Annotated in this window: 1 protein-coding gene (only partly in view); it reads left to right on the forward strand. The window is 68.1% G+C overall.

Features of this window, described 5'->3' with window-relative positions; genetic code table 11:
* Positions 1 to 19,430, forward strand: part of the annotated coding region (locus tag ABD256_RS34315) for a WXG100-like domain-containing protein (RefSeq protein ID WP_344428775.1) (this coding region is incomplete at its 3' end). 14,186 nt of the annotated region lie to the left of the window's left edge; 19,430 of its 33,616 annotated nt are in view.

Raw genomic sequence — 19,430 nt, forward strand, 5'->3', positions numbered from 1 at the left:
CACCTTCGCGCAGCGGATCACCGACCGGGTGTCCAGGGACGCCACCATGCCCGCGACCGACGTCGTGCTGAAGAAGCTGATGAACGGCTGGTACGTCGTGCGGGTGTCGGATTCCTCGGCGGGGCACCGGTTCGAGCAGACCGTGCTCCTGCGCGTGGATCCGGGCCGGGGCACCAAGCTCGACGAGATCGGCAGGTACCACGAGGTACGCACGACCGCGCAGACCGCGGCACGCGCGGATGCCAAGTCCACCTCGGCGGAAGCGACCTTCTCCACGGGATTGGCCGCCTATCCCCACGAGCGCAAGGTCGCGAGCCTGCCGTACGGGATGGTGAACCTGAAGGGGGCCGTGCGGGGCGGCGAAGAGCACGCGTCCGAGCAGTCCGGCAGCACCAGTGTCGAGACGGCGGCCGAGAAGGTGGTGCGGTTCCAGCACGACCTGACGGTGAGCATGTGGGTGGTGTCGGACGGCACCCCCAACTTCTTGCTCGACCAGCTCTCGCTGTCGACGAAGACGTTCGCCGGGGCGATGTGGGACCAGTTCACCTTGCCCGGCGCGGGGCGTTCGTGGGTCGGGGAAGAGGACCTCGGCCTGACGGCGAAGGAGCCGATCGCGCGGATCCGCGGCTCGTGGCGGCACGACGGGCGCGGCCGGGCCGGATTCGCCCGCGACGGGAAGGGCCGCCCGCTCGCCGAGGTCCACGTGCACGACGTCGATCCGCAGGTGCTCGGTGAGCGTCTCCTGCAGCTGGCGGTCGGCGAGCTCACCGAGGAGGTCACGCTCCCGCCGGAGGAGGGCCGGGCCCGCACCGCGAACGCCGTGTCCCACCGTGAGCCGCTCAGTGCCCGCGCGGTCGGTGACCTCTTCGAAGGCATCGACAGCGACCGGCTGAAGGCGGATCTCCCGGATCTGGCCGGGAGGACGAAGCGGTACCGGTCGCTGAGCGAGGATCTGGAGTACGTCGACATCTCGGCCGATGTGGTCGAATGGGAGGTGCTCGAGGTCGACGAGCGGCCGATCGTGCGCACCGGGGCGGAAAAGGGCAAGCGCACGAAGAGCTTCGAGGTCACCGGCGGCGCGAGCTGGACCGCGGGGCTCGACCTCCGTTCGCAGGCGATCGAGGACAGCCAGGGACGTCCGGCGGCGGGCGTGCTGACCACCAGCCAGGATCTCGGGACGCGGACGCTCCACCAGGACAAGGACGTGCGCGAGGCCGAGCGGAAGGTGGACTTCCCGGTCGCCGACGGCGGGCGCTACACGTCCAGGATCACCGTGCGCTGGAAGATCACCCCGAAGTACCGCGGCAAGGTGCCGCCGTGGTGGAACGACACGATCAGCACCGGCAGGGAGAAGTCGTTCCTGATCAAGACCGACGCGCAGGGCCTGCGGGACAGGGGCTTCCGGGTCCTCCCGGACGGCTCGGTCGTCAGCGGCCCGGAGCCGAAGCTGCCGCGAGTCGAAGAACGGTCGCGTCATGTGCTCGCGGCAGTGTCCGAGGAACCTGAGCAGGAGGCGCCGCGGACACCGATTTCGGCCGAGCGGGAGCGCCGGTGGGCGGACCGCGTGGCGGCCGCGGAATCGTTCCGGCGCAAGGGGAAGTTCTCCGACGAGAGCCTGCGGGAGTGGACCGGCGCGGCCGAGCGGTTGCTCGGCGAGCGAACCGGTCCGGCCGGTGCGGTTCCCGTCGACGAACTGCGGACCGTGCTGGTGCACGCGCTGGGGACCGGTGACGAAGCCGGGGCGCGCCGGGTGCTGGCTGACCCGTTCGGGGAGCAGGAGGCGCCGGTCGAGCCGGGGTTGTTCGATTTCCTCGGGGATACCGACGAGGACAAGAACACCGCGGCATGGCTGGAGACGAATCTGCGGCAGGCTTTGCGCAAGCACGTGCCGGGCGTTGGTGCTTCGTCGAGTGCGGTGGATGAAGCGTGGTTCGGGCGGTTGGCTGAGCGGTTGGATCGGTTGGGTGGGTCGTCGGGTCGGGAGCGGGGTGAGGGTGCTGGTGGTCCCGGTCGGGGTTCGGTGTTGCCGAACGATCCTGGCGCGGGGGTTCGGGATTGGTCGGATCGTCGGGTGGTGGAGTTCGTTGATGAGGCACGTGCTTGGTTTAGCGGCCGGGATGGGGCAGCGGTGGTCGAGGCGCGGATCTCGGCGGAGGGTTTGTGGGACATGGACGGTGGTTCTGCTCGGCTGCCGGTCTTGCTCGATCAAGGTCGACGGGAGGCGTCGATCGATGCGCTGGCCTTTGCCGAGCACCGGGGATTCGGTCCGGACGGGCTGGCGGAGTTGGTCGGCCGGTTGCGGCGGTGGTCGTGGGTGCCGCGGATCGAGGCCGGTGCGGGGCCCGAGCCTGCCGGTTCGAGTTCCGCGCCCGCCGCTGATCCCGCCACCACGGGCGACGGCGCCGCGCGAGTAGGTAGTACATCTCGCGGTACGGATCAGAAAACGAATACACAGGCACTGCTCGATTATTTCAAGGGTGAGTTCGATCGGGGTGGTCGTGCCGCGTTCGACGCGGCCTTGGGTGAACGTACCGAAGAGTTGAACAGGTTCGGTTTGAGCGCTCAGCAGGTTGCCGCCGTGAAGTCCCGGGCGAAGGACTGGTTGGCGACGGAGGAACAGGATCCGGCGCTGGTGAAGCGAGAGCGGGAGCGCTTGGCCGAATATTTCCGGAGTGAGTTTCGCCGAGGTGGTCGTGCGGCGTTCGACGCGGCCTTGGGTGAACGCACCGAAGAGTTGGTGCGGAAGTTCAAGTTGACTCCTCGGCAGGTGGCCAACGTGAAGACCCGGATGAAGGGCTGGTTGGCGACGGAGGAACAGGATCCGGCGCTGGTGAAGCGAGAGCGGGAGCGCTTGTTCGAGTATTTTCGGGGTGAGTTCGATCGGGGTGGTCGTACCGCGTTCGATGCGGCTTTGGACAAGTCTTCTGAGGAACTGAGGAAGAACTTCCCGCTGACCGGTTCGCAGGTCAGCCAGGTCAAGAGCCGGGCGAAGAATTGGTTGAGGAAGGAGGAACAGGGGGGCTCCGGTGGTTCGTCGGGGCGGGGTGGCCGGGTGGAGTGGTCGGGTCGGCCCAGGGGGTTGGGGGCTCTGCCCGATGTGGAGGAGCGGCGGGCGGTGGCACGGGTCCTGGCGGGGGAGATCTTGCGGCGTTGGCAGGAGGGATCGCCGATTCCGGATTGGCGGGTGCGGGTGAAAGCGCCCGAGCGTGTTGTGGCGGATCGGTTGGGGCGGATGGTGACCGAGGAGATGATGAGGTCGGTGGAGAGTGAGTTGGCCACTTTGCAGGGACAGGGGGCGGTTGAGCCGGAGGGAACGGCGCAGGACGCGTTTCCGGGATGGGTCGGGTTCGGCAATGAGGTGCTGGGTGCTGCTTTGCGCGGGCAGATCTCCAAGAAGCACAGCGGTGAAGGTGTGCCAAAAGCGTTGAGGCTTGCCGATTCGGGGTTTGGTTTCACCGTGGAGCCGACGGTGGCGAGAGCTTCCAGCTGGGCCGGGCAGGCGGAGGTGGTGTCGTTCCCGGATCGAAATCGCGAGTCCGATGTGGATGGTGCTGTGCTGGAGTTCACTCCTGAAGCGGCGTCCGGAGTGGTGGTGGATGAGTTGGCGGCGCGCCGGTTCGTGCTGGGTGAGGTGGAGCGCGCGCTGGCGCGACCGGGCACGCGGGGGCGTTCCTGGTTGCCTGACCTCGAGGTGGATTTGGTGTTCGCGAAGGGGGAAAGGCATTTGGTGACGCAGCGGTTCGCGCGGTTGTGGGAGGTGGTGGAGTCGGGCGTGCGGGAGGTACTGGACCGAGAGCGGGAGCGGGCGACCGAGGTGGACCGGCGGGTCGAGGCCGGAGAGGTGGTGCAGGGTCGTGGTACGCGGGAATTGCCGAGTATGGCGGAGGTGATGCCGCGGTTGCGGTTGCGGCTGGAGCAGTCCGACGAACAGTCTCCGGAGTCGGTGCTGCGGTTCTCCGGTGAGCCTGGCGGTGAGGTGCGGGAATGGGGTGAGATTCCAGGATGGGATTGGGAGGCGTTGGACACGGCAAGGGGGAGGGTGCGGGACGAGGTGGGGGTGCGGTGGGAGGGGGAATCGGATGCCGAGCCCGGTTTGTTCATCGATGATCCGGGATTCGAACGGTTTCTGCGGCGGCTGAGCCGGCTGGTGGTGTGGAACGCGGATCACGACCGGGAGCAGCCGGACATCCTGCTGACCGCTTCGGCCAAGCGGAAAGCGGATTTGCCGGACTCGCAGGACTCACTGGACAGCGTAGCGGACAGGCTGCGCACGACGGTGACCGACGATCTGCGGGCCGCGGGGCACGATGCCAGCCGGGAAGGGCTGCGGCTCACCCGCGCCACGGGCAAGGTCGTCCCCGGCACAGTACGAGTGGAGGTGCGGCGCCGAGCGGAGCCGGTGGACACGCACAGGGACACCCGATCGGCCGCACCTACACCGCACCCAGGGCCAAGGGGCCACCAGTCGGGCCCCGGTGGGCGGGTGCCCCTGCCGGAGAACTTCGACCCGCTCGCGCCGCGGCCGACCACGCCGAACCTGCCACCGGAATCCGTCGGCGACCTGGACTCCTTGTTCGGCGAGAGTGTCCCGCCCCCGGACTTGTCAGGGTCGGAACGGTCCGCTTCGCCGGACCAGACGCGGGATTCCGCGCCCGGCCATTCCGTTGACGACGTACTGCAGCCGAGCAATCCGGTGCTTCAGCCCGATGAGGATTCCGTCGGAATCGACTACTTCGCACACCTCGCCGCCGATTCCCACGACCTGTTCGACCTTTTCGACATGGAAACCGACGACGTCGCGTGGTTCGACCTGCTACCAGAGCAACCGGAAGAAGTACCCGGTCCACAGCCGACGCCGCACTCGGCTGACGGGACGGTCCCGGGTGATGCGTCGCAGCAATCGGACGCTTTCGCGGAGCTTGGCCGTGGCCGGTTGCGGGGTGGCGGGGTGACCGGGAACGAGCCGGGGCGCGCGAATGTCCGGCCGGTCGCGGGTGATGGGGACAGCACGACGGAGTCGCGGCAGGCATGGTCGCCGGATCGGTTGTTCGGGGTGGCTCGTGGGGTGGCCGAGTTGTCGGATGCCGAGAAGGCGCAGGCGGACGAGGTCATCTCCGCCGCGTTCGACGGAGGCGTGGTGAGCGATGCCGATCGGCAGCTCCACCCCGGCCTTGCCGAAGCGATCAGGACGGTGATCGGTGGGGCGGTGCGTGCTGAGGGGCGGCCGGCCGCGTTGCGGGTGGCTGATGAGATCGCCTTCGATCGGGACAGCATGGCGGTGGAGTGGAATCCGCATCGGCTGGACATTTCCGGAGAGGCGGCAGCCGCGGCTCTGAACTCGCAGGAGGGCGCCGCGTATGTCGCCGAACTGCGGGATGCGGTCTCCCCGTTGATGTCGTTGATCGAGGCCGGCCCTTCGCACGGAGCGGCGGCCCGTGACGTTCTCGCGCTGGTACTGCACCTGCACCGGCAGCAGGTTCCCGGCTCATCTTCGGCCGAGAGCCTGGAGCAGGTTCAGGAGCTGGCTGTCCGGATCGGCACCGGGCTCGACGCGTGGGCTTGGTTCGAGCTGGTGGGCGAGGCGAGGAAGTGCCTGTTCGAGAACGGACGGATGTTCGACCATGACCGTCGCGGCGAACTGGCCGGGCAGGCGAACGAGCTGATGGCTGGTGGACCGCTCTCATCTCGCGGGGCAGGGGCGGTTGCCGGGGTCGCGTCCGGCGAGCTGCGGATCGTCCTGATGTACCTGCTGGCCGACGGCAAGGAGACCGAGGGAGCGCTGCTGCTGGCCACCCGGGTCGGAAACCCGGCACGCCTCCCCGAGGACGACGTGCCGCAGCAGCCGGACGGGGCCGCGTCGCAGTCGGTGAGCGAGGGGTCCGTGCCCGATTCCGCCGAGGTGGATTCCGATTCCACGGGATCGGACGGCGAGGTTCGTCGCGGCCGTAGCCGCAGGCCGGTGCCTCTGCTGCAGTTGAACGATGAGGGTTTCGGCGATTTCGTGCCGGACTTGATGGACGCCCTGGACGAGGAGGCCCCGCCGGTTTCCCGGTCACGGTCGCGGTCCGTCTCCCGGGCCACCGTTCGTTCGCAGGACGACCGGCCGCTGACGCCGGAGCGGATGAAGGACGAGTTCGGTATTCCGACCCGGAACCAACGGCGAATTCAGAACCTGGTGAACCGTTTCCGGGTGGTGCTGGAAGTGCGGCCGACCAACCCGGCATCGGTGCGGTGGTTGGAGCGGGGTGCGGTCCCCAAGCCGCTGGAAATGAAGGCGAAGACGATCGGCCCGCTGGACGTCCACCTGGGGGCGCGGGAAGACCGCATCGGTCTGGTCGGCTACTTCCGCCCGGTCATGCCCGCCCGGGAGGTCCTTGACGGCCTCGATTCGGAGCTGCGCGCCGCGGTTCTGCGCCGGTACCGCGATCGAAACGCGGAGTTCGACGCCCCCGACGTTTCGAACGCCATCTACGGGCAAGGAGGAAGGTTCCGGGTTGTCGATGGGGTCGTCGAGGAAAATGTGGGGTACGGGGAGTTCAAGTTCGTCACCGGCGATTTGGACATCTATCACATCTCCCTGCCGGACGACGGGTCCTACCTTTCGAAAGAGGATTACGAAGACTTCGTCTGGTTGTTGACCCGCCGGGCCGTCGGTGTGCAGCACGGCGCCCACATGTACTGGAAGCCGAATGGTGCTTTCCAGCAGAAGATCTTCGACGACATCGTGCACAAGCACCAGTGGGGATCGGCGGGGTCGGAGCCGCTGATCCGGTTCGCGCCCTTCGAGGAGCCCGCACTGGTGTACGCGAGTTCCTCGTCCGCGCTGGACGAGTCGCCTCCGACGACGGCGGACGACGAAGTGGACGTGCTGACCGAGTCGGCTCGCCTGGACGGGTTCCGGGACCGGTTGGCGCGGTTGTCGGGTCGAGAGCCCGGTGCGCAGGCTCCGGATCAGGTGCCCGGCCGGGAGCCGGTGCTTCCCGGGGACCCGGGTGTGGGGAGCCGGGTTTGGCCCGATGACCGGGTGGTGGGGTTCGTGGCCAGTGCGCGGGCGTGGCGGGACGGTCTTGCCCCGTCAGCCCGGAGTGCGGCGTTGGAGTCGGCCGAACGCGTGTGGCAGGCATTCGGCGGCGACCGCACCGACGGCTTCCCGCGCCGGGAAGAGGCGGTCGTGGCCTACGCCTACGCCGCCGAGCACGAGGGGTTCGGACCGGACGGTCTGGTGGAGTTGCTCGAACGGCTGCAGCGGTGGGTGTCGGTGCCCGTGCCGCCGGTGCGGGCCGGTGCCGGGCCCGAGCCCGGTAAGGCGAGCAAGGCCAGGGCGCGGGACGGTACGGGGCAGGAAGGCACTCGCCGACGTGTCTCCGATGACGAGCTGGAGAGTCATACGCAGGAGTACGTCGCTACCGCGGATCGTCCGTCGGTCCGCGGTTTTCGCGAGTTCTTGAAGGGCAAGGACTTGCGGGTCGACGGCAAGCGCCAGGAAGGCGTGTTGCGTGACGTGATGGCCAGGCGCGGGCTCGCGCGGAGTCATGGCGGCGGCGGAAGCGGTAATGCGCCTTCTGTTCTCGACGATCAGTTCAAGGGCTATGCGGCGGAGTACGTCGACGCCGCTGTTGCTGCCGGCAGGTACCCGTCGAGTGATGGTTTCCTTGCTTTCTTGAAGGATGAGAAAAAGCTGCGGTTCGACACCAAGCGTGCGCGTCGCTTCCTGAGTGAGGTGGTGGCCGACCGTGGAATCGAACGGCGAACCGGTGCGGCGCCGTCTGTTTCCGAGGCACAGCTGAAGAAGTATGCTGAAAAATACGTCGATCATGTCACGGCCGCGAGTGGTCATACTTCGAACAAGGGTTTCAGGGAGTACCTTAAGGAAAGGAACCTGCACGCGGACTCGAGCCGTTCGGGCGGTGTGCTGGGTGACGTTCTGGCGGCGCGGCAGATGGCGCGAAGCCAGGGCGGTGGTGTTGGTGGCTCGAACCCCTATGTCACCAATGAAGAACTGAAGAACCATGCGGCGGATTTCATCGACACCGACGACCGTCCCTCGAACAGCCGCTTCTACGACTTCCTGCGGCGAAAAGAACTCAGGTTCGACAACGATCGTGCGCGCGAAATGTTCGGCGCCGTCATGGCGGACCGTGGTATTGCGCGAAGCCGTGGTGGCGGTGGGCGTGGCATGGTGCCGTCTCTTTCCCGAGCTGAGCTGAAGGACTACGCGAACGAGTACGTCGATGCTGCCGGTTCCGCTGGTCGCCGCCTCTCGAAGCATGGTTTTGTCGGCTTCTTGAAGGAAAAGAACCTGCGATTCGACACGAAGCGTTCGGATCGCGTGTTCGACGAGGTTGCGGCAGAGCGGGAGATCGGCAGCGGAGCGTCGCGGAATCCCCGGCGGAGTGCCAGGAGTCAAGGCGGTGTGGCGAACCCCGGTTCCGCTGGTCGTGGTGGCTACCGGCCGGATTCGGATCAGGTGCGTGTGGTCGGCGAGCTGGGGTTGCGGGTGGTGCCGACGGTGCCGGATGGGGACTGTTTCGTGACGGGACTGGTGGAGTCGTTGCGGACGGTGGGTATCGACGTGGCGGAGTTCCTCGGCGCGGGGGTTTCTCCCGCGAGGCTGGTGTCCGAGGTGCGGAGATTGCTGGCGGAGCGTTTCGTGGAGGATGTCTTCTCGGGTGCCTTGCGTGGTTTCGTAGGGGAGCAGGAATCTCGTTCGGATGTGGAAGATTCGGTCGACGCGGCGTTGGCGAGGAACGCTGACGGGAGTTTCGACCCTGAGGTCGAAGGATTCGCCGGCGACAGTTTGAGTCCGGTTGATATCGCTTACCAGGTCGCACGGGTGGGTAGCTGGTTCAATACCGGAGCCGACTTGATGCCCTATTTGGCGGCCCGTGTCTTCAGGGCGGACGTCGTCGTTGTGGGGCAGGCCGGGCAGGTGAACCGGTTCGACGGTGGTTCGGGGGACGGGCGGGTGGTGCGCCTGGTGCGGGTGACGGATCCGGCGCCGCACTACCTGGGGACGGCGTTGTCCGCTGAGGGCGGAAGAACTGGCGGGCGGGACGGCGTGCCGGTGGCGAAACGCCGTCGTATCGGTGCGAGGAGGGCACAAGCGGGTGGCTCGCTGGAGCATCAGGGCACCGTGGTGTGGGCGGGCGTGGTCCGGCACGAACGGGGCTCGATGGGGGAGGTGCCGGACGAGGCGGGACGCAGGCAGGCGGCGCGACGGATAGCCGAGGACGTACTGCGGCGTTGGCAGCGGGGGTTGCCGATGCCGGACTGGCGGATCCGGGCCGGCGCGGGTGATCCCCACCTGGTGCGGTGGGTGCGGCGGGCGGAGCGCGAGCTGCTGGGCTTGGTGGACACCGAACTGGCCGCTATCCAGGAGCAAGAGGGCGCGCGGGACGCGGCGCGATCGGTGGGAGGTGCCCCGATCGAATTCCCGGAGTGGATGACTTTCGACCAACCGGGCCTTGATGCCGCGCTGCGGAACTCCCTTGCCGGTCACCACTGGGGTGTGGGTCGTGGCGCGTGGTCCTGGCCTGCGGTGACCGCGGCCGGGGCGGGCTTCGGTTTCACCGTTGAGCAGGCGGTCGGCGAAGCGGCCGAGGCGAATTCCGTCGCGGTGGTGTCGTTCCCGGACCGCGACCGCGGTGACGGTTCCGCGGTCGCGCTGGAGTTCGCCGCCGGGTCGGTGCCAGGGGTGCGGGCGGATGAACTGGCCGTGCGGGAGTTCGTCGCGGACGCGGCGCGGCGCGCGTTGGAGAACGGGGGTGCGCGGGGTCGTTCGTGGCTGCCGGTGCTGGAGGTGGATCTGGAGGGCCCGCGCGGTGCGCGGCGGCTGATGGCGCGGCGGTTCGCGCGATTGTGGGAGGTGGTGGAGTCGGCGGTACGGGAAGTGCTGGAGAACCACGTCGAGCAGGCCGCTGAACTGGACCGGCGGCGCGAGTCCGGGGAGGTGGTGCCGGGGCGGGGCGTGCGGGACCTGCCGAGTATGGCGGAACTGATGCCCGCGCTGCGGGTGCGCACGGAGTGGTTCACCGGCAGGGGAAGTCGGCAGGGTGGCCGGTCGGAGGTGACCACGGCGGCGGTGCGGTTCTCGGGCGAGCCCGGTGGTGAAGTGCGGGCAGCGGGTGAGGTGCCCGGCTGGAACTGGGCGGCGTTGGACGAGGCGCAGGGGGCGGTGCCGGACGAGGTGGGTGTGCGGTGGGAGGAGGACGTCACCGACGCGGACGAGGGTCACCTGGCGGACGAACCGGCGTTCGACCGGTTCGTCCGGCGGCTTGCCCAGCAGGTGGTGTGGCACGCCGATCAGGGGCTCGCCCAGCCGGAGATCCGGCTGAGCGTGTCGGCGGGGGCGAAAGCAGCCGCGGTGGCGTTGCTGGGCAAAGTGGACGGTCGGCTGCGCTGGGCGCTGGATTCGGCTCTGCTCGCCGCCGGGCATGATCCCGGGCGGACCGGGCTCCGGATCACCCCCTCGGTCCGTCATCGGTCCTCGGCGATGGCGAGGGTGGAGGTGCTCCGCCGGCCGGAGCAGGGTCCGCCCGCCGCCGAGACCGCACCGCACCCCGAGATCGCCCAGGACTGGCGTCATCCCGTGCCGTCGTACTTCGACCCACTCGCGCAGCCGCAGCCAGAACCCGGGCTGTTCCACGAGGGCGAGCACCTGTCGGAGCGGATCGATCCGGTCCTCCTCGGCGAGTCCGCGGTCGACAGCGACTACTACGCCGGCCTTTACTCCCCCGACCTGTTCGGATCCGACGGCGAGCCGTCCGCGTTGTTCTGGCTGCCGGAGGCCGAACCGGATCAGGTCGTGTACGGGTCGGCGCCGGCCGAGCCGGGGTTGTTCGATTTCATCGGGGATACCGGGGACAACACGGCGGAATGGCTGGAGCTGCACTTGCGGCGGGCCTTGGTCAGGCACGAGCTCACGGGCGGCGAGGTTGAGCAGGTGTTGGCCGATCGCGGTGCGGTGCGGGACGCGTACGAGAGCATCAAATCGTCGGCGGAGCGGGCCAATACCGAAAAGGCCGGCGAATTGATGGCCGAGTACCTGTTCAACCTGCTCAGCACCGGGACGGGACAGGGCCAGCGAGGTGGGCCTGGTGGCAGGCCGCGCTGGCTCGGCGGCAGCGGGGACGAGCGGGCGGACGGGGTTCCCGACGGCAGAAGGCGGATCATCACGGGCGGGATGACCGACGCGTTCGCTTCACCGCGCCATTCGCCGGCGCGGAGTACCGGGCTGTCGGGTGCGGAACTCTTCGCGGAGGTCGCCCGTGGCCGGTTGCGCGGTGGCGGGGAAGTGGGTGGTGAGCCGGGCCGCGCGAACGTCCGGCCGGTCGCGGAAGAGGGCGTCGAGGCGACGGATTCCTCGGAGTTCCGGCAGGTGTGGTCGCCGCCGCGGGTGATCGCGGTGGCGCGTCAGGTGGGTGCGCTGTCGGAGGATGAGCTGGCGCAGGCGGGCCCGGCGATCTCCGCCGCCTTCGACGGGGGCGTGGTCGGTGACGGTGATTCGCAGCTGAACCCGGACCTCGCACACGCGATCAGGGTGGTGGTCGCCGGTGCCGTCCGCGCCGGGGGGCACGAAGCCGCGTTGAGGGTGGCGGACGAGATCGCCTTCGATCGGGGCAGCATGGCCCCGGACTGGAACCAGGATCGGCTCGTCATCTCGGGGAACGCGGCGTCGTTGGCGCTGGGGTTGCTGGGCGGTCCCGGACGCGTCGACGCGTTGCGGAACTCGGTCGCGCCGCTGGTGCCGTTGACCAACACGCCGCCGGAGGCCGGGGCGCTGGAAGCCCTCAGCGCCAAGGCACCGGCTCCGGCAGGCCCCTCGCTGGCCGAGGCGGCCCGCGACGTGCTCGCGTTGGCCCTGCACCAGCACCACGAGCGGGAGCCGGGCTCGTCCAGGTCCGGCGGTGTGGCCGAGGTCCGGAAGCTCGCCGTGCGGATCGGTACGGGGCTCGACTCGTCGGCGTGGGCGAAGCTCGTGGGCGAGGCGCGGAAGTACCTGATGGACAACGGGCACAGGTTCGCCGCGAGCCGTCGCGATGAGCTGACCCGGCGGGCGAACGGGCTGATCGCCGGCCGATCGGGCACGGAGCCGGTTTCCGCGGTCGCCCCGGACGAACGACAGGTCGTCTCGGTCTACCTCCTCGCGGCGGAGAAGGGCGAGCAGGAGATCGGGGAAGCGCGGGAACTGGTTGCCAGGATCGAAAACCCGGGCCGCCCAGCGGAAGAACAGCGCGGAGCCGTATCGGAAGACGTCCGCACGGACGATTCGGACACCGAATCCGAGGATGCCGTCGATGTGGAGGACCTCGTCGAGGCGATCTTCGACGATCTGGACTCCTACCGGGAAAACCCGCGGTTGGCGGCGCTGGCGGGGCGGGTTGCCGAGAAGCACGAGCGGCGGTTGGCGTCGTGGCCGTCGAGCGACGATCCCGCCGCGCTGGCTGAGGAGTTCAGGCGGATCTGGAACGACGCGGAGCTCCGGAGCCTGCGGCAGGAGCTCCAGGAGAGGGTCGATCAGGGGCGCAGGCCACCGCGGGTTCCGTCGGTCGCGGAGTACCGGGACCTTTCCGGGCTGCACGCCGAGTTCGCGGCGGTGCGGGATTTCGGCCAGCTGATGCGGTTGCAGGGAATCGACACCGAGACCCAGCGCGCGGTGCACGATCTTCTGCGGGAGTACACGGAAAATCCGCTGACCTCCGACGACGAGCGGAAGCTCTTCGAGGATTTGGCGAATGTGGTGACGCTGCGGCATTCCTACGACGATTGGAGCAGTGGTCCGCCGGCGGAGGCGTCCGCGTCGCTGTACAGGTTCGCCGATGATCTGGACCGGTTGCCCAACGGGGTGGACATGACCGCGGAGGCGGCGCTGGCCAAGGCGCTGGAGAAGCGGTGGGAGAAACCGTTCTCCGAAGCGAAGCGCGTGCTGAAGGACGCGCCCGATCACGAGGACGTGCGCGAGCACGCCAAGGCCGTCTTCGCCGATCCGGGCGCGTCCGGGATGAGAAGGTCGATGTTCGACGCGCACGCGGTGGGGATGCACGCGTGGGCCACGGCGCACCTCGGCAGGCCCGGTTCGGCGGTGGAGTTCCAGAAGATGTGGAACGCCCCCGCGCTAGCCGAGATGCGTGCCGTGCTGAACGCCGACCCGGTGCCCGACAGCGTCCTCTCCGAGTTCTACGCCACCTCGCCCGCCTGGATCTCCGTGCTCCGCACCGTGGAATCGGTGCCCGCGCTGCCCTACGCCGACGCGAACCTCCTCGGAGCTGCCGAGGCGCTACTCGACCTCGGTACGAAGCCGATGCTGGAAGGCGACCTGGCCAGGCGCGCCACGATCCTGTACGACCAGGCGGTGGACGCGGTCGCGCGCGTCGAGCTGTTCGACCGTGAATTCCGCGGCCCGTCCCAGCACGAGGGAAATGCGAGGCAGACCGCGGGGGTGCTCCGCGACGACTTCCAGCACGCGTTGAGCCAGACCGAGCCGCACGAGATCGAAGCCGCGCTCGACGAGTTCGAGTCGAAGCACCTGGTCAAGCTGCTGTCCGGGGCCTTGCTCGTCCAGCAGGCGGTGTCCGTGCCGACCCTGCTGGCTTCCGCGCTCTCCCACGCCTACGAGGGCGGGCACGGCGACGACAGCACCGTGAAGGGCCTGCTGACCGATTTCGCGGCGCTGGCGGAGTCGTGGCAGAACGACGGGATGGACGAGGACCTCGCCTGGAGCCGGGTGAAGAAGCTGGTCGAGGACTTCGACGCGGTGCGGAAGGATCCGCGGGCGGCCAGGGCCCAGATGCTGCTCGAACGCGAGCTGAGCGACAACCGCGAAGTGGCCGCGCCACCGGGCGGCCCGGCCAAGCGGTGGACGATCGACGAAACCGCGATCCGGGATCAGCGGTCGATCGACGAGAACCCGCTGGCGCAGATATGGGAGCGGGCATGGCATTGGGAGATCGCCGAGCGGCGGGCGGCGTTCGTGTACGGGAGTTCCGCCTTCGGCAATGGCATCGGCCTCGGACTGGTGCGCCTCGGCGACGGCATCGTGCGCGATCTGGTCCTCGCGCACGGCGCCGTCATCTACGACTGGATCAACCACCTGCGCAGGTACGACACCGATGCGCTGGGGGAGGACGCCTGGAACGAGTTCGCCGATGACTGGGACAGATGGGAAGACCTGCGGGACGTCGCACCCGTCCGCACCGGGGCGAACGATTTCGACGTCCACCGTTCCCTTGCCGTCCCGATTTTGACGACCCGGCTGAGGACCGAGTACGTCAGTTCCCGGTTCGCGAGCGACGAACTGCGCCGGAAAGCCGGTCAGTGGCGAGACGACGCGCAGGCGATGCTGGATCTTCCCGATCCCGAGCGGGCGGGCAAGGACCCGCGTGCGGAAATGACCGACCTGGTCCGCTTCCAGGTCCGGAACACCAGGGGGATGGGCGATGTCTGGACGGAGGAAGTCGGGTTCTCCACCGAGGCCGAAGCGCGGTTCGAGCGTGAAAACGCGGCTCGGCACTTCGACGAGGCAGAGGCGGAACTCGAGGGCGGCGCGCGGGACAGGGCCGACGAGCTGCGCGAGTACCTGACCGATCTCGTCGCCTACGAGGCATCCAAGGTGCGCAGGGCGCCGGGTCACGGTCGCGGCCCGTATCAGGGGAAGCAACCGTCCGTCGGGTTCGACCGCTTCTGGAAAGTGCAGTACCGCGATGCGAACCTCCGGCACGTCGACGGTATCGGGGTGGTCCGCGAGGACGGCGATCAAGCGGCCTGGCTGGCCGACGAACTGCGCGAGCAGTACCGGGAACTGCTCGCCGGTTACGCGTTCGACACCTTGGACGACCCGCAGCTGCGGGCGTTCTACGATCGCTACGAGACCGTTCCCGACCGGTACGCGGCGGCCGCCAGGCTCGATCTGGAGCCCCTGGAGCTTCCGGCGCGTGCCGCGGATCGCGCCAAGGAACTGCGCGAACTCATGACCGGTCTCGTCGCCTACGTCGAAGCGCGACGGCCGAAGTGGTCGGCGGCGCTGATCGACGCACTCAGGTACCACGAGAAGAACGCCGACCTGGAGCCAGGTGACGCGCCGCGGCCGCTGGAGAACCACGAGCGGCACGAGAACGGCGCGGATCCGGTCGGGCCCCTCGCCGAGCTGTTGCGCCGGCGCTTCCACCGGCTCGGTGACGACATGGCGTTCTTGAGCCGCTCCGGTGACCTCGCCGAGCTGTACCAGCAGCTCGGGCCCGTGTTCGGGGTCGCGAAGACCGGATCGGTCACGTTCACCGGGGCGAAGCAGGCTATGGCCAGGATGGAAGCGGAGGCGCGAGCGGAGGTCCGGCGCTGGCAGGCGACCCCGCTGCTGCCGGATGCGCAGAAGACGGGTCTCAGCCGGGCTGAAGCCGCCGAGCTCAAGAACTTCGCGCAAGTGGTCGGACAGCGGCGGCGGGAAGGGCACGACATCCTTCTTCTGCAGCAACGGCGGGCGAGCGATCGCGCGCGGCTCGTGGGCATGTTCGACGGCGTCGAGCGGTGGCAACGCCGGGCACAACTGCGCCTGCGCGCACGTCAGTGGCTCGACCAGACCCTGCGCAAGGTCGATGATTCGGCCGACCGGATAGCGGAACTGCTCGCGCCTCATGTCGAAGACGACGGAATGCGAACCGTGGACGACATTCGTGTCGATCTGAGAAATCAGATCTTCGAAGATATCGACGAAGTGCGCTCGAATCGTCATGAGCTGTCGGAGTGGAAGCGCAGGGGACACGCCATACTCGGGACGGCCCCTCTCGTGGACGGCCCGCACGGTGCGGGCGCGGAGATGCTCGCGACGGTGGTCGGAAAATGGGCCGCCGACGTCGAGAGCGCCAGTTTCTCCCTCGCCCCCAGGTTGACCGGGACACCGCGCTTCGACGAGGTGTCGGAGGCCGTGGCGGAGATCGATCCCCGCGGGCACGATGCCGTCGACATGCTGGCCGGGATCTTCGCGATCCTCAAGGACGAGGTCACGCCCATGGACGGCGCGTTCGGCACACTTCTCGAGGAGATCAACAACGAGAAGATCCCGTTGCACGAGCTTCCCACGGGTCTCCGGTACCGCGGCCGGATGATGGCGCGCTGGGATCCGGACCACCTGATCGCCGACCTCGCCTGGGCCGTCGAGAAGACGCGAAACCTCGACGAGTCGGCTCGGGAGGCACTCAGGGAAGAGGGCCGGAACGTGCTGAGCCGGGCCGGGGTGCGGTCGGTGCCGCCGAAGGCCGCCGAGATCTTCGGGTTCTGGCAGACGAACTACCCGCGGCGCACGACGATTCCGGAGTTGGAGAAGGAACTGGCGGGTGCCTTCGGCTTGCTCAGGCGTCCTTTCTCGCTTCCGGCGCGGACGGCGCACGAGGTGGCCGTCGAGAGGGCCCGGGATTCCGGGATGGCACTCCCTTCCCTGTTCAGCGATTACACCGATCTCGGACTTGATTCGATCAGGAACAGGGACGACAACGAAAGCGCTCCTTCGGACTTCGAGCCGGGCGAATCGGGTGACGAATCTTCGGAGGCATCGTCACCCGATTCGGACGCGGATACGGAACTCGAAGATCTGGCAGGGGCGTCGGAGCCGGACGCGGCGGACTCCGATGTGGACATGCCGGAGGCAGGCAACGCGGCCGAACCGGAGTCGCCCGGGGTTCCGGAGCCGGACGGCGGTGCCGGGGCCGCGGTGAACCCGAACCCCGTGGACACGGTGGACTCCGATGTGGAGATGGCCGATCGGGATGCTGATTCCGAGCCGGAGGAATCCGAGCCGGACGAGGAAGAGCGGATGCTGCGCGACTTGCCGGTGCGCGCGCGAACGGCTTACCGGGACTTGCTCAACCGTCCACCGTCTCTTCGCTTCGCACTGCAGATGACCGCGAACGCGGCGCTCGGCGGGCGGTACTACGACTGGACCGGGGAGATGAAGGCGCAACAGCGGTCTCTCTCCGTGATCGTCGCCGAGCTGGCGGCCGACGGGGGGCGGGCCGGCGCGGGCAGCATGACCGTCGGATCCGGGTGGCACCTCTCCTCGGGGCTGAGGCGTCTGCTGACCGAGAGGTTCAACTCGGACGGGCTGCGGCGCGTGCGCTTCGACGTCCCCTGGTCGATCGCCGCCCGGCGAACGAACAGGGCAATCGACGCGGCTTTGAATCGGTTCGGCCGAAAATGGGGCCCCTTGCTCACGCAAGGTCTGCGGTACTCGGGGCGGGGTACGCCTGAGGTGCGCAACGCGGAGCAGCGGGCGAAGGCTCTGCTGGGCAGCATCAAATTCGGAAAAGGTGTTCCGGTAGCGGTACAGGTATACACGTGGCGCGAGATGACCGCCTACGTCGCGCGGCAAATTTCGTTCAACGAAGGACTGAATTCCTTCGTTGAACGAGTCGTCGGCACGATCGGTACTGCCACCTGGGACTTCGACGCGATCCAGGCCCAGTACGGCGAGCATATTCGCGAATCCTATGAGTGGTCCTTCGCGAAACACGAAGATCTACTTCAAGAACTGCACGCCGGGGGGCGTGCGGCATTGCGGACCAGCATACGCGATCGGTTTGCGAGCGAGAACCCCGATCAGCCGGACGGGGCGACTTGGACGTATGCGGACACCGTGCTGGCGCACCTCGAACCGCGGCAGATGCACACCCTCTTGACCGTATTCGCCCGGCGCCGCGGTTTCGGCCCGGAGCTGCGGGCCACGGTGGACCGGATGGTGCTCGACTACGTGCGGATGTCCGGCGTCGGGCTCGACCAACTGCGCCAGCGGTTCGACGATGCCGTGCGCAGGCACCATGATCTGCGCGTGCGGCTGCTTCAGGTCGAGCGGGATGACGGCCGTGACGTCGCGATGGGCTATCGCCGCGACGCGGAGAACTCCCTGTGGGACCGGCGGCCGCGGTGGGTACCGGGGGTCGGCCCGAGCTGGACGCTGCACGAGAAGATTCTCGACGATCTCGTCACGCTTTTCGCCGGAGGACTCGCCCGAGGTGACGACCGGCATCACTTGTGGGTCTCGATGCGAGAGGTGTTCACGGCCGCGGAAGAAGTGTTGAACTGGACCGAGTTCGGACAGATGCCGGGAGATCGCGGGCGCTCCGCCGCCACGAGCCGTAACAGGGCGGTGGCGAACACTCGGCCAGTGGAAGATATCGACCTCTACTTCGAAGGTTTCCGTTCCCAGTGGTCGTACGCCGTGCAGGAAGGCAGGCGCAACCTCAACAGGATCCCGGTCCGGGAACGCGACAGCATTTACGTGGAAGCCAGGAGGGCGCTCGGTATACCGGACGACACCGAGAGCGCGGCAGTCAGAAGGAGGGGGGCCGTACCGCTGGACACGATCCGGGCCTTCCGGCGCGACGACGAGGCGGGACAGCTGGTCCAACTGCCGGAGGGCGAGCCATGGCGGGAGGGGGACTTTCGCTGGCAGTCGGGGTTGAGCGGCCAGCAGCTCGCTCAGCTGCGCAACGAGATTCCCTACGTGGTGGTTCCGCAGATCATCGAGCTCCGCGCGATCTTGGATATCGCGGAAGCGCGAGAAGCGCACCGAACCCAGATTCGTGTTCTCCAAAAGGGAAGTCTCAGTTCGCGGCCCGCGGTACCCGAGCGGGAGCTCCTGGAGGACTGGAAGAAGTCACTGGCGGTGGACAGGGTTTGGCTCGAGAAGGACGAGAAGGCGCTGTCGGAGCGGGAGCGGGATCTGGCCGCTCAGCTCGCCGCTGTGCGCAGGCGACGAGCGGGGGCCGATCGCGAACGCCGTCGCCTGGACCGGCTCCAACGCGATGTCGAGTTGCTTCGCCAGAACATTCGGCAAAATCCCTCGTCGATGAGCCAGGACGAGTTCGCGCGGCACGAACGCGAATACACCAATGCACGTGCCGCGAACGATGTCGAGCTCGATCTCGTTGGAAACGAGGAATCCGCCGCGAGCGAAACTCGCGGGGAAATTGGCGCCAAGCGCTCGATGTTGGACCAGGAAAGGCGGTGGATCACCTTCGAAGAGTCGGCGGCGGATCGCGGACTTCCTTCGGTGTTGGACGGGCCCCGATGGGACGATTTCAGGAATCATCTCAGGAAGAGAAAGGATCGAATCGACCGCGAGGAAAGGGTGAAGAACAACGCCTATGACAGCTTGGCGGATAATCGCTCGTCGTTGTTGTACTCCGATGACGAAGTGGGTGAAGGCGGCGCACCGGCGCTGAGCGATCTGCTCAACTTCGGGGATTACTGGTGGCGTTCACTGAACGCGGATCCGGAGCTGCGCAGCGTACTTCCCGCTCCGGGGTATGAGGTGGGGTGGCGGGATGGGGGGTTGCCGGTGGTGGATGGGGATGGTTTGCCGGGGTATTCGGTGGAGGTGCCGGTGGGGCATGAGGTGGTGGCGGGGGTGGTGTCGGATGTGGAGATGGTGTTGCGGTTGTTGT

Source organism: Amycolatopsis minnesotensis (assembly GCF_039529815.1).
GTDB classification, from domain to species: Bacteria; Actinomycetota; Actinomycetes; order Mycobacteriales; family Pseudonocardiaceae; genus Amycolatopsis; species Amycolatopsis minnesotensis.